General features: G+C 61.5%; 13 protein-coding genes. 11 read left to right on the top strand and 2 right to left on the bottom strand.

Going from position 1 to position 14,571, the window contains the following annotated elements:
- Positions 1-5 precede the first annotated feature (5 nt).
- Positions 6-167 (top strand): hypothetical protein, encoded by a 162-nt coding sequence (locus Q1B16_RS00710; RefSeq protein WP_299783952.1) that lies wholly within the window; start codon positions 6-8, stop codon positions 165-167.
- Here Q1B16_RS00710 and Q1B16_RS00715 read toward each other — a convergent pair.
- Together Q1B16_RS00715 and Q1B16_RS00720 are read right to left on the bottom strand one after the other, a co-directional pair.
- Entirely contained in the window at positions 164-865 is a 702-nt protein-coding gene (locus tag Q1B16_RS00715; RefSeq protein ID WP_299783954.1) for a response regulator transcription factor, read from the bottom strand. The genes Q1B16_RS00710 and Q1B16_RS00715 overlap by 4 nt on opposite strands.
- Positions 862-2,748 carry a PAS-domain containing protein gene (locus tag Q1B16_RS00720; protein WP_299783956.1) on the bottom strand — a complete coding sequence of 629 codons (1,887 nt, stop codon included), beginning with the start codon at positions 2,746-2,748 and terminating at the stop codon, positions 862-864. Before Q1B16_RS00720 ends, Q1B16_RS00715 begins: the two co-directional genes overlap by 4 nt.
- A 217-nt stretch (positions 2,749-2,965) precedes the next feature.
- Between Q1B16_RS00720 and Q1B16_RS00725 the strand changes: the two genes are divergently transcribed.
- From Q1B16_RS00725 to Q1B16_RS00770, 10 genes are all read left to right on the top strand, one after another.
- Positions 2,966-4,930: an AMP-binding protein gene (locus Q1B16_RS00725; RefSeq protein WP_299785952.1), complete on the top strand. Its 1,965-nt coding sequence runs from the start codon at positions 2,966-2,968 to the stop codon at positions 4,928-4,930.
- Between the two features lie 136 nt (positions 4,931-5,066).
- Positions 5,067-5,879 carry an ABC transporter ATP-binding protein gene (locus Q1B16_RS00730; RefSeq protein ID WP_299783959.1) on the top strand — a complete coding sequence of 271 codons (813 nt, stop codon included), beginning with the start codon at positions 5,067-5,069 and terminating at the stop codon, positions 5,877-5,879.
- 10 nt (positions 5,880-5,889) lie between these two features.
- The gene (locus tag Q1B16_RS00735; protein ID WP_299783961.1) at positions 5,890-6,843 is read left to right on the top strand and encodes a branched-chain amino acid ABC transporter permease; all 954 of its coding nucleotides are present in this window, start codon (positions 5,890-5,892) and stop codon (positions 6,841-6,843) included.
- A gap of 76 nt (positions 6,844-6,919) precedes the next feature.
- Positions 6,920-7,159 carry a hypothetical protein gene (locus Q1B16_RS00740; RefSeq protein WP_299783963.1) on the top strand — a complete coding sequence of 80 codons (240 nt, stop codon included), beginning with the start codon at positions 6,920-6,922 and terminating at the stop codon, positions 7,157-7,159.
- Positions 7,159-8,388: a branched-chain amino acid ABC transporter permease gene (locus Q1B16_RS00745; RefSeq protein ID WP_299783965.1), complete on the top strand. Its 1,230-nt coding sequence runs from the start codon at positions 7,159-7,161 to the stop codon at positions 8,386-8,388. The genes Q1B16_RS00740 and Q1B16_RS00745 overlap by 1 nt, the downstream gene beginning before the upstream one ends.
- Positions 8,389-8,450: 62 nt before the next feature.
- The gene (locus Q1B16_RS00750; RefSeq protein WP_299783967.1) at positions 8,451-9,749 is read left to right on the top strand and encodes an ABC transporter substrate-binding protein; all 1,299 of its coding nucleotides are present in this window, start codon (positions 8,451-8,453) and stop codon (positions 9,747-9,749) included.
- A 72-nt stretch (positions 9,750-9,821) separates the two neighbouring features.
- Complete coding sequence (locus Q1B16_RS00755; protein WP_299783969.1) at positions 9,822-10,646, top strand: ABC transporter ATP-binding protein; 825 nt, start codon at positions 9,822-9,824, stop codon at positions 10,644-10,646.
- Positions 10,646-11,635 carry a phosphatase domain-containing protein gene (locus tag Q1B16_RS00760; RefSeq protein ID WP_299783971.1) on the top strand — a complete coding sequence of 330 codons (990 nt, stop codon included), beginning with the start codon at positions 10,646-10,648 and terminating at the stop codon, positions 11,633-11,635. Before Q1B16_RS00755 ends, Q1B16_RS00760 begins: the two co-directional genes overlap by 1 nt.
- A 25-nt stretch (positions 11,636-11,660) precedes the next feature.
- Positions 11,661-12,833, top strand: coding sequence for an AMP-binding protein (locus Q1B16_RS00765; protein WP_299783973.1), 1,173 nt, complete (start codon positions 11,661-11,663; stop codon positions 12,831-12,833).
- A 65-nt stretch (positions 12,834-12,898) separates the two neighbouring features.
- Positions 12,899-14,563 (top strand): peptidoglycan-binding protein, encoded by a 1,665-nt coding sequence (locus tag Q1B16_RS00770; protein WP_299783975.1) that lies wholly within the window; start codon positions 12,899-12,901, stop codon positions 14,561-14,563.
- Positions 14,564-14,571 lie beyond the last annotated feature (8 nt).

Consider the following 14,571-nt stretch of genomic DNA (forward strand, 5'->3'; position numbering starts at 1 on the left):
GGGGCATGGATGTGACGGCGCTGGTATTCTACGCGATTGTCTGCGGCGTGCTCAGCCTGTCCGGACCGCGCCTCGGTCGCCCTGCCATCCGCTTCGGCATCGGCGCTTTGGTGGGCGTTGTGGCAGCCGCAATTCTGCCGTCGATCAGGGTGGTGGTCGGTGGTTAGCTCCAGATAACCTCGCCCAGAAAAATGTACCCCGCACCGTAGATCGTCTTGATCAGGCGTGGGTTCTTGGGGTCTTCCCGCAGCTTGGTGCGCAGGCGCGAGATCCGCACATCCATTGCGCGATCGAAACTGTCGCCCGCCGCGCCGCCGAGGCTGTCCTGCATGTAGTCGCGGGTGATCAGGCGGTTGGGGCTTTCGAGAAAGAGCCGCAATACCTCACCCTCGGCATGGGAAAACGGCGTTTCGGTGCCGGTTTCATCCTCCAGCGAATACCGGTCGAAATGCGCGGTCCAGCCGTTGAAACGGGCGGTCTGACCGGTGGACGCCGGGGCCGCGCGGGTGCGCAGGCGGGCGCGGACGCGGGCGACCACCTCGGCGGGATCGAAAGGTTTGATGATGTAATCGTCCGCCCCCAGTTCCAGCCCGGTGATCTTGTCCTGCACCTGTGCGCGACCTGAAATGATGATGACCGTCGCCCCCTGTTCAAGTGCCAGACGGTGCACGAGGCTCAGCCCGTCGCGGTCCGGCAGGCCCAGATCGACGAGGCAGACATCCGGGGTTGTGCGGCGCAAGGCGGCCTCGAATTCGGCTGCTCGGGCGAAGGTAAGCGTGTCGTAACCCGCATCTTCGAGCGCTTCTGACAGCATATTTCGGATCGCTGGCTCGTCGTCGAGAATTGTGATCAGGGGCTTGTTCATGCCGCGTCCACCTTGTGTCCCAGAAACGTGGCCAGATCGGATTCGGAGAACGGTTTGGGAAGGACCGCAGTTTTCGACGCGGCATCCTGGTGGCGCGGATCCGAGGCCGGGAGGGAGGTCATGAGGTAGACGGGTTTTCTCGGGAGCGAGTTGACCAGTTCAGTTCCCAAGCCTGCGCCTTCGAGAGAGATGTCGGAGAGCACGAAGGCGATATCGGGTACGCCCTGCGCCAGGGCCAGAGCCTCGTCGACGGACGTGGCCTCGATCACGCTATGACCGAGGCTGGTCAGCATCTCGCGGATCGTGGCGCGCAGATCGGCGCTGTCTTCGACCAGCAACACCAGCTCGTTGCCTTGATGCCGTGCGGCGTATCGCAACGGCAGGCGGAGGGACACGCGCGCGCCGCTGCTCATATTGCCGATCCGCACCTGACCGCCGGCAAGCTTGGCCATGTCGTAGACCATCGACAGGCCAAGGCCCGAGCCGCCATCGCCCTTGGTGGTGAAGAACGGATCGAGCGCGTGTTTGAGCGCCTCTTCGGAAAAGCCGGGTCCGGTGTCTTCGACGGTGAAGTCGATCCATGTATCGCGAATCTCGGTGACGGACACCTGGATGCGCCCGGTGATCCCGCACGCGTCACGGGCGTTCAGGATGAGGTTCAGCAGGCTGTCCTGCAACTGACCGGGATCAAGTAGAATGCGGCGGTTGATCGGGCTGGCGATGTCGAGCGCGATGCCATCCGGGATGGATGGCGCGGCAAGCGTGTGCAGGTCCGACAGGAAAATCTGCATGTCGAGCGGTTCTGGCCGCCACGCGCGATGTGCGGTGATGTCGGCGATACGGTTCAAGAGATCCCCGCCGCGGCGGGCGGCCTGAAGGGTCGCGGTGATCAGTGGATCGGCGTCCGAGGGTAGGTCCATGCGTGCGAGCTTGGACTGCATGCCAAGGATGATCGTCAGGAGATTGGAGAAATCATGCGCAAGCCCCGAGGTCAGTTGAGCCGCCATTTCGCGACGGCGGGTCTGCTGAAGCGCGGCCCGGGCCTGGGTTTCCTCGGTCACGTCCATCGACAGGATGTAGACGCCGTTTTCGGTTTCGTCGGGGGTGAAGGCCACGCGGATGCGCCGGGAGCTGATCCCGTCGGTAAATTCGAAGGTCGATGGATCACCGGCAAGCGCCATTTGAAGATGCGGCAGAACGCGGGCATAGGCATCGGCCCCCAGCGCGTCGGAAATGTGCAGGCCGACGATCTGTGACGGACGCCCCGGCATGACGTTCGACAAGCGGCGGTTGGAAAACGTGTATCGACCGGCGCTGTCCACATGGGCGATATGGGCGGGCATCATTTCGGTGGTGAGGCGGGTACGCGCCTCCATCTCGGTCAGTTCGCGCTGGGCCTCTTCGAGGGCGGACACGGTGGCAGCCAGTTTGCGGTTGGTGGCGGCCAGTTCCTCGGAGCGGGCAAGCACCTCTTCCGACAAAAGCTCGGACCGGGTGCGCAAAAGCTGTTCCTGAGATTTGACCTCGGTGATGTCGGTATAGACCGTCACCCATCCTCCCTGCGGCAGGGGCGCGCCTTCGACACTGATCGTGCGGCCATTGGCGCGGCTGCGCTCCATGTAATGCGGCTGGAACGCGCGGGCCTGTTCGACACGGACCCGGATGAAGCTGTCAAAATCGTCGATCTCTCCGTATTCGCCGCGCGCGGCCAGGTGGCGGATCGTGTCTTCGAAATCGGCGCCGGGTTTGGTCAGCCGATCGGGCAGATCGAACATTTCGGCAAAACGCGCGTTGCAGGCGGCGAGCTTGAGGTCACTGTCGTAGATCGACAGGGCCTGTCCGATCAGGTTCAACCCGGCCTGAATGAGCGCGTCGGTTTGCATGGGGCGAAATCCGCGGATGGTTCTAGCCTGTTCTGGCTATCACCGGACGCGCGTGGCGCAAAGACCGACAGGCTGCGCTGTTACAATTCGTAAGGATTGAGAAAACTTCAGGAAAAAGTTGACCCTCATACTGCCTTAAGCCCAATCTTGACGCAGAGTCGCGCAAAGCGATCGGTTCGGGATGTCCCGGGCAATGGGAGGAAACGTATTGGCGTATATGTCCGAGGGCGTAGAAGGACTACGCTCGATTCCCGCGTTACTGGCTCGCAATGCGTCGCAACATGGCGCATCACCGGCTTATCGCGAAAAGGAATACGGGATTTGGCAAAGCTGGACCTGGGCTGAGACGGCCCAGGAGATCGAAGCCTTGGCGCTGGGCTTTTTGAACCTCGGCGTCAATGAGGGCGATTTCATCGCGATCATCGGACGCAACCGCCCGTATCTCTATTGGTCGATGGTCGCCGCGCAATCCGTCGGCGCGATCCCGGTGCCGCTTTACCAGGATTCCGTTGCCGAAGAGATGGAATACGTGCTCGACCATTGCGGCGCACGGTTCGCCATCGTCAGCGATCAGGAACAGGTGGACAAGGTGATCGAGGTGCAGGATCGCCTGCACCAATTCGAGCACATGATCTACCTCGATCCGCGCGGCCTGCGGAAATATGACCACACGCGCTTGCACCAGTTCAGCCATGTGCAGGATCAGGGGCGCGCGTCCTATGATGAGTTCATCAGGGAGCTTCAGGCGCGGACCGCCAAGCTTAACTACGACAGCACCTGCGTGATGCTCTACACCTCGGGCACGACGGGGAAGCCCAAGGGCGTCGTGCTGTCCAACCGCAATATCATCGAAACGGCCAAGGCGTCGTCCGAATTCGATCACCTCAAGGTCGATGACGAGGTTCTGGCCTATCTGCCGATGGCCTGGGTGGGGGACTTCATCTTCTCGATCGGTCAAGCCTATTGGTCCGGGTTCTGCGTCAACTGTCCCGAGAGCCCCGAAACGATGATGACCGATCTGCGCGAGATCGCGCCGTCCTACTATTTCGCACCGCCGCGCGTGTTCGAGACGCAGCTGACGCAGATCATGATCCGGATGGAAGATTCCGGCGCGTTCAAGAAAAAGACCTTTGACTACTTCATGGAGCACGCCCGCAAGGTGGGTCCGGCCATTCTCGACGGTCACGACGTGAGCACGTTCGACCTTTTGAAATACAAGCTGGGTGAGATCATGGTCTATGGCCCTCTGAAAAACGCGCTGGGCTTTTCCAACGTGCGTGTCGGCTATACGGCGGGCGAGGCGATTGGGCCGGAAATCTTCGATTTCTACCGGTCCCTGGGGATCAACCTGAAGCAGCTCTACGGCCAGACCGAGGCGTCGGTGTTCATCACCCAGCAACCCGATGGCGAGGTGCGGTCGGACACGGTGGGTGTTCCGTCCCCCGGTGTGGAGATCCGCATCTCCGACAAGGGCGAGGTGTTCTACCGGTCGCCGGGTGTGTTCGTGGAGTACTACAAGAACGCCGAGTCGACTGCCGATACGAAAGACCCCGAAGGCTGGGTCGCGACGGGGGATGCCGGGTTCATCGAGGAATCGACAGGCCATCTGCGCATCATCGACCGGGCCAAGGATGTGGGCGCGATGGCGGATGGCGCAATGTTCGCGCCGAAATACGTCGAGAACAAACTGAAGTTCTATCCCAACATTCTGGAAGCAGTCGTATTCGGAGCGGGCCGTGACCGGTGCTGCGCCTTCATCAATATCGACCTTGCAGCGGTCGGCAACTGGGCCGAGCGGAACAACATCGCCTATGCGTCGTATCAGGAATTGGCAGGCCACAAGCAGGTGCTCGACACGATCCAGGCACATATCGAAGAGGTCAACGCCAGCATCGCGCAGGATGAGATGCTATCGGGCTGCCAGGTGCATCGCTTCCTCGTGCTGCACAAGGAACTGGACGCCGATGACGGAGAACTGACCCGGACGCGCAAGGTGCGCCGCAAGATCATCGGCGAGAAGTTCGAGGACCTCGTGAACGCGCTCTACGATGGGTCAGAGTCGATCTACACCGAAACCGAGGTGACCTACGAAGACGGGCGCAAGGGCAAGATCAAGGCGACGCTGGAAATCCGCGATGCCAAGGTCGTTCCAGCGACCCGGCAGACGTTGGCAGCCGAATGATGATCTGTGCAAGTCCTTTTGATCGCGCCCACGGTTCCAGAATTTTATGGGCAGGGCCAAGAATCTTCGTACGAAGATTCTCTAGACCCCTTAATAAATCATGGACCCCATTGGCGAATACCAAGGGAGCAGGGCAATGAAAGACACCGAAGGATACGTCACCGCAGACGGTCGCCAGATCGGCGGCACGCTGATGGAGATGCGCAACATCACCCTGCGGTTCGGCGGTGTGGTGGCCATTCAGGACATCTCGTTCGACATTCACGAAGGCGAGGTTCGCGCCATCATCGGTCCGAACGGCGCTGGCAAGTCGTCGATGCTCAACGTGATTTCGGGCTTCTATACGCCATCCGAAGGCGAGGTCTGGTACAAGGGGTCCAAGCGTCCGCCGATGAAGCCGTACGAAGTGGCGCGCCAGGGCGTCGCGCGCACGTTCCAGAACATCGCGCTGTTCGAAGGGATGACCGTGCTCGACAACGTCATGACCGGGCGTTTGACCCACATGAACGCCGGGCTCGCCAGTCAGGCGCTGTGGTGGGGCAAGGCCCGGGACGAGGAAATGGAGAACCGCGAAAAGGTCGAGCGGGTGATCGATTTCCTGGAGATTCAAAACATCCGCAAGACCCCGGTCGGGCGTTTGCCCTACGGCCTCAAGAAACGGGTCGAACTGGCGCGCGCGCTGGCGGCGGAGCCGTCTCTCTTGTTGCTGGACGAACCGATGGCCGGGATGAACGTCGAAGAAAAAGAGGACATGAGCCGCTTCATTCTCGATGTGAACGACGAATTCGGCACCACGATCTGCCTGATCGAACATGACATGGGGGTCGTGATGGACCTCTCCGACCGCGTGGTCGTCATGGATTACGGCAAGAAGATCGGCGACGGCACCCCGGACGAGGTGCGCAACAATCAGGATGTGATCGACGCCTATCTGGGCGTGCCGCATTGAGGGAGCAGACATGCTGAACGACATCTTCATCGCGCCATTCGTGGACATGGTCGAAGCGCCGGACTTCCTCATGCAGGTGCTGTGGGAAGGGCTGGTCTCGGGCATCCTCTATGCGCTGATCGCATTGGGGTTCGTGCTGATCTTCCGGTCGAGCCGCATCTTCAACTTCGCCCAAGGGATCATGGTGGTGTTCGCCGCCCTTACTCTGGTGGGCCTCTTCGCCATGGGCGTACCAGCGTGGATCAGCGTCGGCCTGACACTGGGCGTGATGTTCGTCCTCGCGGTCGTCATCGAGCGGGTGGTCCTCCGGCCGCTTGTGGGCCAACCGGACATCATCCTTTTCATGGCGACCATCGGGATCACGCTGTTCCTCATCGGCTTTGGCGAGACGATTTTTGGCGGTGAAAACAAGGTGATGATCACCGAAGAACTGGGTATTCCGACTGGTGACACGGTGCTGGAACCGTTTGGCGGTCTGTTGATCTTGCAACATTTGGACATCACCGTGGTGATCGTCGCGACCTTACTGGTCGCTGGGCTGCTGGCCTTCCTCAACTATACCCAGATGGGCCGGGCGATCCGGGCGCTGGGCGACGACCATCAGGCGGCGCTGTCGGTGGGTATTTCGCTCCAGACGATCTGGGTGTTGGTCTGGTTCATCGCGGGCATCATCGCCTTGGTCACCGGCATTGCCTGGGGCGCGCGGGCCGGGGTCAGCTTTGCGCTTGAGGTCATCGCCTACAAGGCGCTGCCGGTGCTCATGCTGGGTGGTCTGGAATCGATCACCGGGGCCATCGTCGGTGGCCTGATGATCGGCATCCTGGAAAAACTGTTCGAGATTTACTGGGGCCAGCCCCTGCTGGGCGGAAATACCGAAACGTGGTTTGCCTTCGTTCTTGCGCTGATCGTTCTTCTGTTCCGTCCGCAAGGGCTCTTCGGGGAGCGGATCATCGAGAGGGTCTGACGCGGCGCGGGGCGCGCTGTACGAAAGAGCCGCCGGGCCGAGTGCCCGGCCTGTGGAAAGATCGAAGGTAACTCACATGGCAAAACTGATCGCACTTCTCAACGTCATCGCGTGGTCCGGGTTCTGGGCCTTCGGCTACCTTGCCCTGTCAAGCGGGTCAGACGCCGGATCGCAGACGGTGATGGCGATCCTTCTGGCGGCGATGGGCGGAGCTTTGGGCCTGTGGGCCTATTTCTGGCTGATCCGACACAGTGAGGCGACCGGATATGCCAAGCCGCGCAATCGCGCAGTGATCAACGAAGAGGAGACCGCCTGATGCTCTACCGCACGGCAGGTCAGTTCAAGTCGAGCTATGTCGCCGACCAGGCGCTTTTCCCGGTCAGGCAGGATGCGATCCTGCTGACGATCATCCTGATCTTCGGCTGGGTGATCTTCCCGATGACGGCATCGGAATTCACGTTCCAGACCCTGTTGATCCCGATCCTGATCTACGCGCTGGCCGCGATGGGGCTGAACATCCTCACCGGGTTTGCCGGGCAGTTGAGCCTTGGCACCGGGGCCTTCATGGGCGTGGGGGCCTATGCCTGCTACAAGATGGTCACGCTGTTTCCGTGGATGAATCCGATTATTGCGATCCTGTTGTCGGGGGTGTTCAGTGCGGGGATCGGTGTCGTCTTCGGCATTCCCAGCCTGCGGATCAAGGGGTTCTACCTCGCCATCGCAACGCTGGCCGCGCAGTTCTTCCTGGTCTGGCTGTTCGAGAAATGGGCCTGGCTTTATAACTACAACGCCTCCGGCGCGATCCAGGTGCCCAACCTCGAGATGTTCGGCGTCTTCGTGTCTGGCCCGCAGGCGGCTTCGGTGACCGAATATTACATCGTTCTGTTCGTGGTCACGCTGCTCACTCTGCTGTGCATCAACCTGACGCGCGGCAATCTGGGGCGGACCTGGAAGGCCACGCGCGATATGGACATCGCGGCAGAGCTGATCGGGATCAACCTGATGAAGTCCAAGCTGACCGCCTTTGCCGTGTCATCCTATGTCGTGGGTGTTGCGGGCGCGCTTTACGTCTTCATGTGGAAAGGTGCGGCAGAGCCGAACGTCTTTGATATTCCGCTGTCGTTCCAGGTGCTCTTCATCGCCATCATCGGCGGGTTGGGGTCGATCATGGGCAACTACCTCGGAGCGATCCTGATCGTCGGCTTGCCGGTCGTTCTGAACGTGGTCGCAGGCACTAAGGTGTTCGAGATCTCGGCGCCGTCCGCCATCCTTTTGGTCGCGCTGATCGCGGCGGCAACGTTCCTGTTCTGGGTCGCACGCAATCTTTGGGGCGTCGGCGCGGCTCTGGGTTTTGGTGTGGTGACGCTGGTCTACGGCTACGCGCAATTGCAGGGCTTCCGCATCGACTCGGCCTTGATCGAGCATATCAACGTGATGATCGTCGGGGCGCTCATCATCTTCTTCCTGATTATCGAGCCACACGGGTTGAATCAGCTTTGGCGGCTGATCCGTGAGAAACTCATCATCTGGCCGTTCCCGCACTGACGCGGTCGCGGCCCAAGACCAAGAACCAAGAGCAACATGACAGTTCCAATGGGAGGACAACCATGAAACACTTTACCAAACTGGCCACCGCGGTCGCGCTTGGCACCGTGCTTGGCACGGCGGCGATTGCGCAAGAACTCTACACGCCGAACCTTGCCTACCGGACCGGTCCCTTTGCGGCCACGGGTATTCCGCTGATGAACGGCCAGGCCGACTACATGACGCTGCTCAACGAACGTGATGGCGGCATCGGCGGCGCGAGGATCGATTTCGAGGAGTGCGAGACCGGCTATTCCACCGAAAAGGGCGTCGAATGCTACGAAAAGACCAAGGGTCAGGCCATCGTGACCCAGCCCTGGTCCACTGGCATCACGCTCCAGGTTCTGCCCAAGACCAATGTGGATCAGATCCCGATCCTTGCCCCCGGCTACGGCTTCTCGCCAATGGCGGACGGCAAGGTGTTCCAGTGGGCGTTCAACATGCCCGCAGGCTACTGGGACGCGGCGGACATGATCGTGCAGTACCTCGAAAGCGAAGGGTCGCTCGAAGGCAAGAAGATCGCGTTCCTGCATCTCGACCACCCGTTCGGCAAGGAACCGCTTCCGGTCATGGAAATGCACGCTGAAAACAAAGGCTTTGAGCTCCTGCCGATCCCGGTTGGTCTGAAGGAAATGCAGAACCAATCTGCGCAGTGGCTGCAAATCCGCCGCGAGCGTCCGGATTACGTGGTCATGTGGGGTTGGGGCGCGATGAATGCGGGCGCCATCACCGAAGCGGTGAAGACCAAATACCCGATGGATCAGTTCGTGGGCGTCTGGTGGGCCGGTCACGATGCAGACCTCAAGCTCGTCGGTGAAGACGGCAAAGGCTACAAGTCGATCTCGTGGTCCTTCCCCAACATGGACGCGCCTGTCATGCAGGAGATCAAGGAGCGGGTCATCGATGCTGGCCTGAGCCAGACCAACGAAGAAGAGATGCAGGGCGTGTTCTACGGTCGTGGTCTTGTCATGTCGATGATCCTCGCCGAGGCGATCAAGAACGCTCAGGAAAACTTCGATACAGCCGAGATCGACGCGACCCAGTTGCGCTGGGGGCTCGAGAACATCAACCTCACTGAAGAGCGGATCGCTGAGCTGGGCATGGAAGGGATGGTGCCGCCGTTCTCGACCTCCTGCGCCAACCACACCGGTCATTCGGGTGGCTGGATGCTGGAATGGGACGGCACGAAGTTCGTGAAAGCGTCCGATTTGCTGACAGCGAATGTTGAAGGCTATTCCGACCTCATCGCCGAAGCCTCTGCGGAATACGCGTCGTCGAACGCACCGTGGGAAATGAACGAAGAGTGCTCGGCCACCAACTAAGGCCAAGTCTTGCCACCGGCGGCGATCCGTGTCGCCGGTGGTTTCCCTGAAATTTTATCACTTGGTAAAATCATGCTCGACGCCGGACGCACAGACGAGACCCTGCTTGAGGTCAACAATATCGAGGTGATCTACAATCACGTCATCCTCGTGCTGAAGGGGGTGAGCCTGTCGGTCAAACAAGGCGGCATCACCGCGCTTCTCGGCGGCAATGGCGCGGGCAAGACGACCACGCTCAAAGCGATCTCCAACCTGCTGCATTCCGAGCGGGGAGAGGTCACGAAAGGCTCGATCATCTACAAGGGCGAACGGGTGCAGGACCTGGACCCGGCGGCCTTGGTCAAGCGTGGTGTGATCCAGGTTATGGAGGGCCGCCATTGCTTTGGCCACCTCACGGTCGAGGAAAACCTGCTGACCGGCGCCTATACCCGCAAGGACGGCAAGGGCGCGATCCAGGACGATCTCGACCTGGTGTATTCCTATTTCCCCCGCCTCAAGGAGCGCCGCAAATCGCAGGCGGGCTATACGTCAGGCGGCGAACAGCAAATGACAGCAATCGGCCGGGCGCTGATGTCACGCCCCCAGACCATCCTTCTGGATGAGCCATCGATGGGTCTTGCGCCGCAACTGGTCGAACAGATCTTCGAGATCGTGAAATCGGTGAACGAGAACGAGGGCGTGTCCTTCCTTCTGGCCGAACAGAACACCAACGTGGCCCTGCGCTACGCACATGAGGGCTACATTCTCGAAAACGGCCGTGTCGTGATGGACGGCCCCGCCGCCGAGTTGCGCGAGAATCCGGATGTCAAGGAATTCTACCTCGGCGTGTCGGATGACGGGCGCAAGTCGTTCCGGGACGTGCGGTCCTATCGTCGGCGGAAACGCTGGTTGGCCTGATGCGACGGCTTAAATCTGCGGAACGCCTGATCGAGACGCTGTTTCAACGAAGCGGTGCGCCGATGTTGCAGGCCTATCGCGGCTACGCGGACCCGAACCATCTGGTATTGCAGGGGCGTGTCCTCTCGGCAGTGCGCCGCGATGCACCGGATCCGGACCAATCGCGCTGGACGAATTTCAAGGAAATGGCATCGCTTTTTTTCACCAGCGAAGTTGCGGATGTGCCGGTGCGCGCCGACGGCGTGACAGCCCGAAGCAACGCCGAAGGTTATGTGACCCTGAAACTGCCGCGCCCGGCAGACGCGGCGGGATGGCTGTCGGTCGATGCGGAACTGGCCGAAGCGCCGGACACCCGTGTCGCAATGCCCGCGCTGGTGCCCAAGCCCGAGGCGCGGTTCGGCGTGATCTCGGACATCGACGACACCATGATGATGACCGGCGCGCATTCCCTGGCCCGCAATCTCTGGACGACCTTCACCGGCAATGCGCTGACCCGCAGGGTGTTTCCCGACAGCAAGGCGCTGATGGACCGCTTGGCCGAGGAGGGGCGCAACCCTGTCTATTATGTCAGCTCGTCGCCGTGGAACCTGCATGCGTTTCTGGACAAGGTCTTTGCGCGGGCGGGTTTGGTGCCGGGACCGATGTTCCTGCGCGACCTCGGGATCAGCGATGACGGCGTGGTTGGCGCCAGTCATCAGAACCATAAGGGCGCGGCGGTCGACACGATCCTGTCGGCGAATCCGGGGTTGGCGTTTTTCCTGCTGGGCGACACCGGGCAAAAGGATGCGCAGGTCTATCTCGACGCGGTGAAACGCTTTCCGGGCCGCATCCGCGCGGTGCTGCTGCGTGAACCGGTGGCGCGGACCAATCGCAAGGCGCTCGAGGCGCTGCTCGAGATCGAGGCGCTTGGCGTGCCGACCTATCACGGACGCAATTTTTCCGACCTGCCGGCCCGGGTGCTTCCCGGGGTGACAGGCGATATTCGATGAAACGACGGCTCACAAGGAGAGCGGTATGAACACCCATTACGATGATCTGGAAACCCGCAGCGCGGATCAACGCGCCGCTGACCAGCTCGAGGCGCTGAACGCGCTGTTGCCGTCGCACGGGTTCGACCCGCTTGGCGATCTCGCGGAACTGGCCAAGCTCCCGGCTCTGCGGAAATCCGATCTGAGCCAGCGCCAGAAGGACGAACCCCCTTTCGGCGGTGTGCCTGTGTCCAATCTCGCGCATATTTTCCAATCGCCGGGGCCGATCTACGAACCCGGTGGCGTGACGCGTGACTGGTGGCGTATGGGGCGCTTCCTGCACGCGGCGGGGATTGGCACCACGGACATCGTTCAGAACTGCTTCGGCTACCATCTGACCCCGGCGGGCATGATCTTTGAAAACGGCGCCCGTGCAGTCGGTGCGGTCGTGCTGCCCGCAGGCACCGGTCAGACCGAATTGCAGGTGCAGGCGGCACGCGACGTTGGCGTCACCGCCTATGCCGGGACGCCGGATTACCTCAAGGTGATCCTTGAGAAAGCCGACGAGATGGGAGTCGATCTGGGGATCGTGAAAGCGGCCGTCGGTGGCGGTGCGCTCTTTCCGTCCTTGCGGCAATATTATCTGGACCGGGGTATTTCCTGTCTGCAATGCTACGCAACGGCAGACCTTGGCAACATCGCCTATGAAAGCCCGGCGATGGAGGGCATGATCCTTGATGAAGGCGTGATCGTGGAAATCGTCACCCCCGGCACAGGCGATCCGGTCGCCGCGGGCGAGGTGGGTGAGGTGCTGGTGACATCACTCAACCCCGACTATCCGCTCGTGCGCTTTGCGACAGGCGATCTGAGCGCCATGATGCCCGGTCAAAGCCCATGCGGGCGCACCAATGCCCGTATCAAGGGCTGGATGGGCCGCGCCGATCAGACGACAAAGATCAAGGGCATGTTCGTCCGCCCCGAACAGGTGGCGGCTCTCGTGGCGAAACATGCCGAGATCGACCGCGCCCGTGTCGTTGCCAGTCGCGATGGCGAAATGGATGTGATGACCGTTCTGATCGAAACCAGCGCCAAGGATCCGGCAGCGTTCGAACCCAGCATCGCCGAGACACTCAAGCTCAAGGGACGGGTCGAACTGGTCTCGCCCGGTGAACTGCCGCGCGACGGTTTGGTGATCGAGGACGCCCGCAGCTACGATTAAACCGTCGTTATTGGATAACTTTCGCGTTTCGTGCGTTATTCCTCCGAAGTGACGGAGGATTCCCTATGAAACGACTGGCTCTTTCCATGTCCACGGCGATGCTGCTGGTCAGCCCGGCTTGGGCGACCAGCGATCTGCTCATCATCGGCAACAGCGATCCGAGTGTGTTGCAGAGGCTCACCGGCAGCGGCGATCTGAACGACATGCAAGCCGCGTTCGAGGACCGCGGCGCGGATGTCAGCCTCGTCACCGAGGCGCAGGCGGATGCGATGCGCGAGGCGTTGCGGTCGTTCACCGATGGGCTCGATGCCACCACCGACGATGTCGGCATGGTTCTGACCGGTCGGTTCGTGTCAACGGTGGCAGGCAGCTATCTTTTGCCGGCGGATGCGTCCGAGGACATGACACTCGGGCAGATCCTGACCGACGGTTTCCCGCTCGACGCGCTTTATGCGGTGGCCGCTGAATATCCCGGACGCGCGCTGATCGTGCTGGGCGAGGTGGAGACCGAATGGGAGCTTCCCGCGGGTGTGTCCCTGACCTTGCCGCTCCGCGACATTCCGCAGGGCGTGACCGTGGCGATCGGCCCGGCAGGAGATGCGGCGCGGTTCGTGGACCGCTTGTCCGATGCGACCGGCGAAGACGTGCTGCCCCTCGCACGAGAGGCAGGGCTGAGCCTTCTGGGCTTCATGCCGCGTGAATTGCCGCTGTTTGAAGGCACCGATGTCACCTTGCCGCAGATCGAGAACGAGACATCAAACGACGACCGCACGGCCCAGGACACGGCCGCGTGGCAACGGGCGCTCGCCGCTGATACGGAGGCGGGTTACGAGACCTATCTCGCCGCGTTTCCCGAAGGCCGGAATGCAGGCGAGGCCCGGCAACGGCTGACCACGATACGGTCCGAGCCCTTCTACCGCGAAAAACAGGCCGAGACGGACTTGTCCCTGTCGCGGGATGCCCGGCGCGAAATCCAACGTGATCTCTCGCTCTTGGGCTACAACACCCGTGGCATCGACGGCATCTTCGGGCGCGGCACGCGCGGGGCGCTGACCGCTTGGCAGAACGAGAACGGTTTGACCGCGTCGGGCTATCTCGATTCCGACCAAATTGCGCGTCTTGATGCCCAGGCCGAACGCCGCGCGGCGGAGCTCGAGGAAGAAGCCCGCCAGCGGCAGGCCGAATTGGAGCGGCAGGACCGCACTTTCTGGTCCGAGACCGGAGCGCAGGGCGATGAGGCGGGGTTCCGCGCATATCTCAAACGGTTCCCCGACGGGCTTTATGCCGAAGAGGCGCAAGGTCGGCTGGACGATATCGAAGCGCAGCGCCGTGCCCAGGCCGAAGACGAAGATCGCCGCCGCTGGCAGATCGCGCGCGAGACCGACACCGAAGCAGGCTACCGCGCCTATCTGGCGGAACGTCCGAACGGGGCCTTTACCGAAGAGGCGCGCGCGCGGATCGACTATTTCAACAACAATTCCGAGCAGATCGCGATACAGGAACGGGCACAGGCCGAAGAGGCGGCGCTGGGTCTCAACGCGGTCACGCGGCGTCTGGCCGAAGGACGGCTCGCCGATCTTGGTCTCGAACCCGGTGAGGTGGACGGAACATTTGACGAAAGCGCCCGCCGCGCCATTCGCCGCTACCAGGACGCCCGCAACCTGCGCGTTTCGGGATATCTGGATCAGGCGACTGTCGTCCGACTGATGGCGGACACGATCCTGCGCTAGGACATACG

Origin of the sequence: uncultured Marivita sp. (genome assembly GCF_947488135.1) — a bacterium.
Lineage (GTDB): Bacteria > Pseudomonadota > Alphaproteobacteria > Rhodobacterales > Rhodobacteraceae > Marivita.

Excerpts from the sequence above, each read along its gene's own strand:
- Q1B16_RS00730 (WP_299783959.1), top strand. The coding sequence starts at position 5,067 with ATGAAAGACACCGAAGGATACGTCACCGCAGACGGTCGCCAGATCGGC.
- Q1B16_RS00755 (WP_299783969.1), top strand. The coding sequence starts at position 9,822 with ATGCTCGACGCCGGACGCACAGACGAGACCCTGCTTGAGGTCAACAAT.
- Q1B16_RS00750 (WP_299783967.1), top strand. The coding sequence starts at position 8,451 with ATGAAACACTTTACCAAACTGGCCACCGCGGTCGCGCTTGGCACCGTG.
- Q1B16_RS00720 (WP_299783956.1), bottom strand. The coding sequence starts at position 2,748 with ATGCAAACCGACGCGCTCATTCAGGCCGGGTTGAACCTGATCGGACAG.
- Q1B16_RS00770 (WP_299783975.1), top strand. The coding sequence starts at position 12,899 with ATGAAACGACTGGCTCTTTCCATGTCCACGGCGATGCTGCTGGTCAGC.
- Q1B16_RS00715 (WP_299783954.1), bottom strand. The coding sequence starts at position 865 with ATGAACAAGCCCCTGATCACAATTCTCGACGACGAGCCAGCGATCCGA.
- Q1B16_RS00710 (WP_299783952.1), top strand. The coding sequence starts at position 6 with ATGGATGTGACGGCGCTGGTATTCTACGCGATTGTCTGCGGCGTGCTC.
- Q1B16_RS00725 (WP_299785952.1), top strand. The coding sequence starts at position 2,966 with ATGTCCGAGGGCGTAGAAGGACTACGCTCGATTCCCGCGTTACTGGCT.
- Q1B16_RS00760 (WP_299783971.1), top strand. The coding sequence starts at position 10,646 with ATGCGACGGCTTAAATCTGCGGAACGCCTGATCGAGACGCTGTTTCAA.
- Q1B16_RS00765 (WP_299783973.1), top strand. The coding sequence starts at position 11,661 with ATGAACACCCATTACGATGATCTGGAAACCCGCAGCGCGGATCAACGC.
- Q1B16_RS00745 (WP_299783965.1), top strand. The coding sequence starts at position 7,159 with ATGCTCTACCGCACGGCAGGTCAGTTCAAGTCGAGCTATGTCGCCGAC.
- Q1B16_RS00740 (WP_299783963.1), top strand. The coding sequence starts at position 6,920 with ATGGCAAAACTGATCGCACTTCTCAACGTCATCGCGTGGTCCGGGTTC.
- Q1B16_RS00735 (WP_299783961.1), top strand. The coding sequence starts at position 5,890 with ATGCTGAACGACATCTTCATCGCGCCATTCGTGGACATGGTCGAAGCG.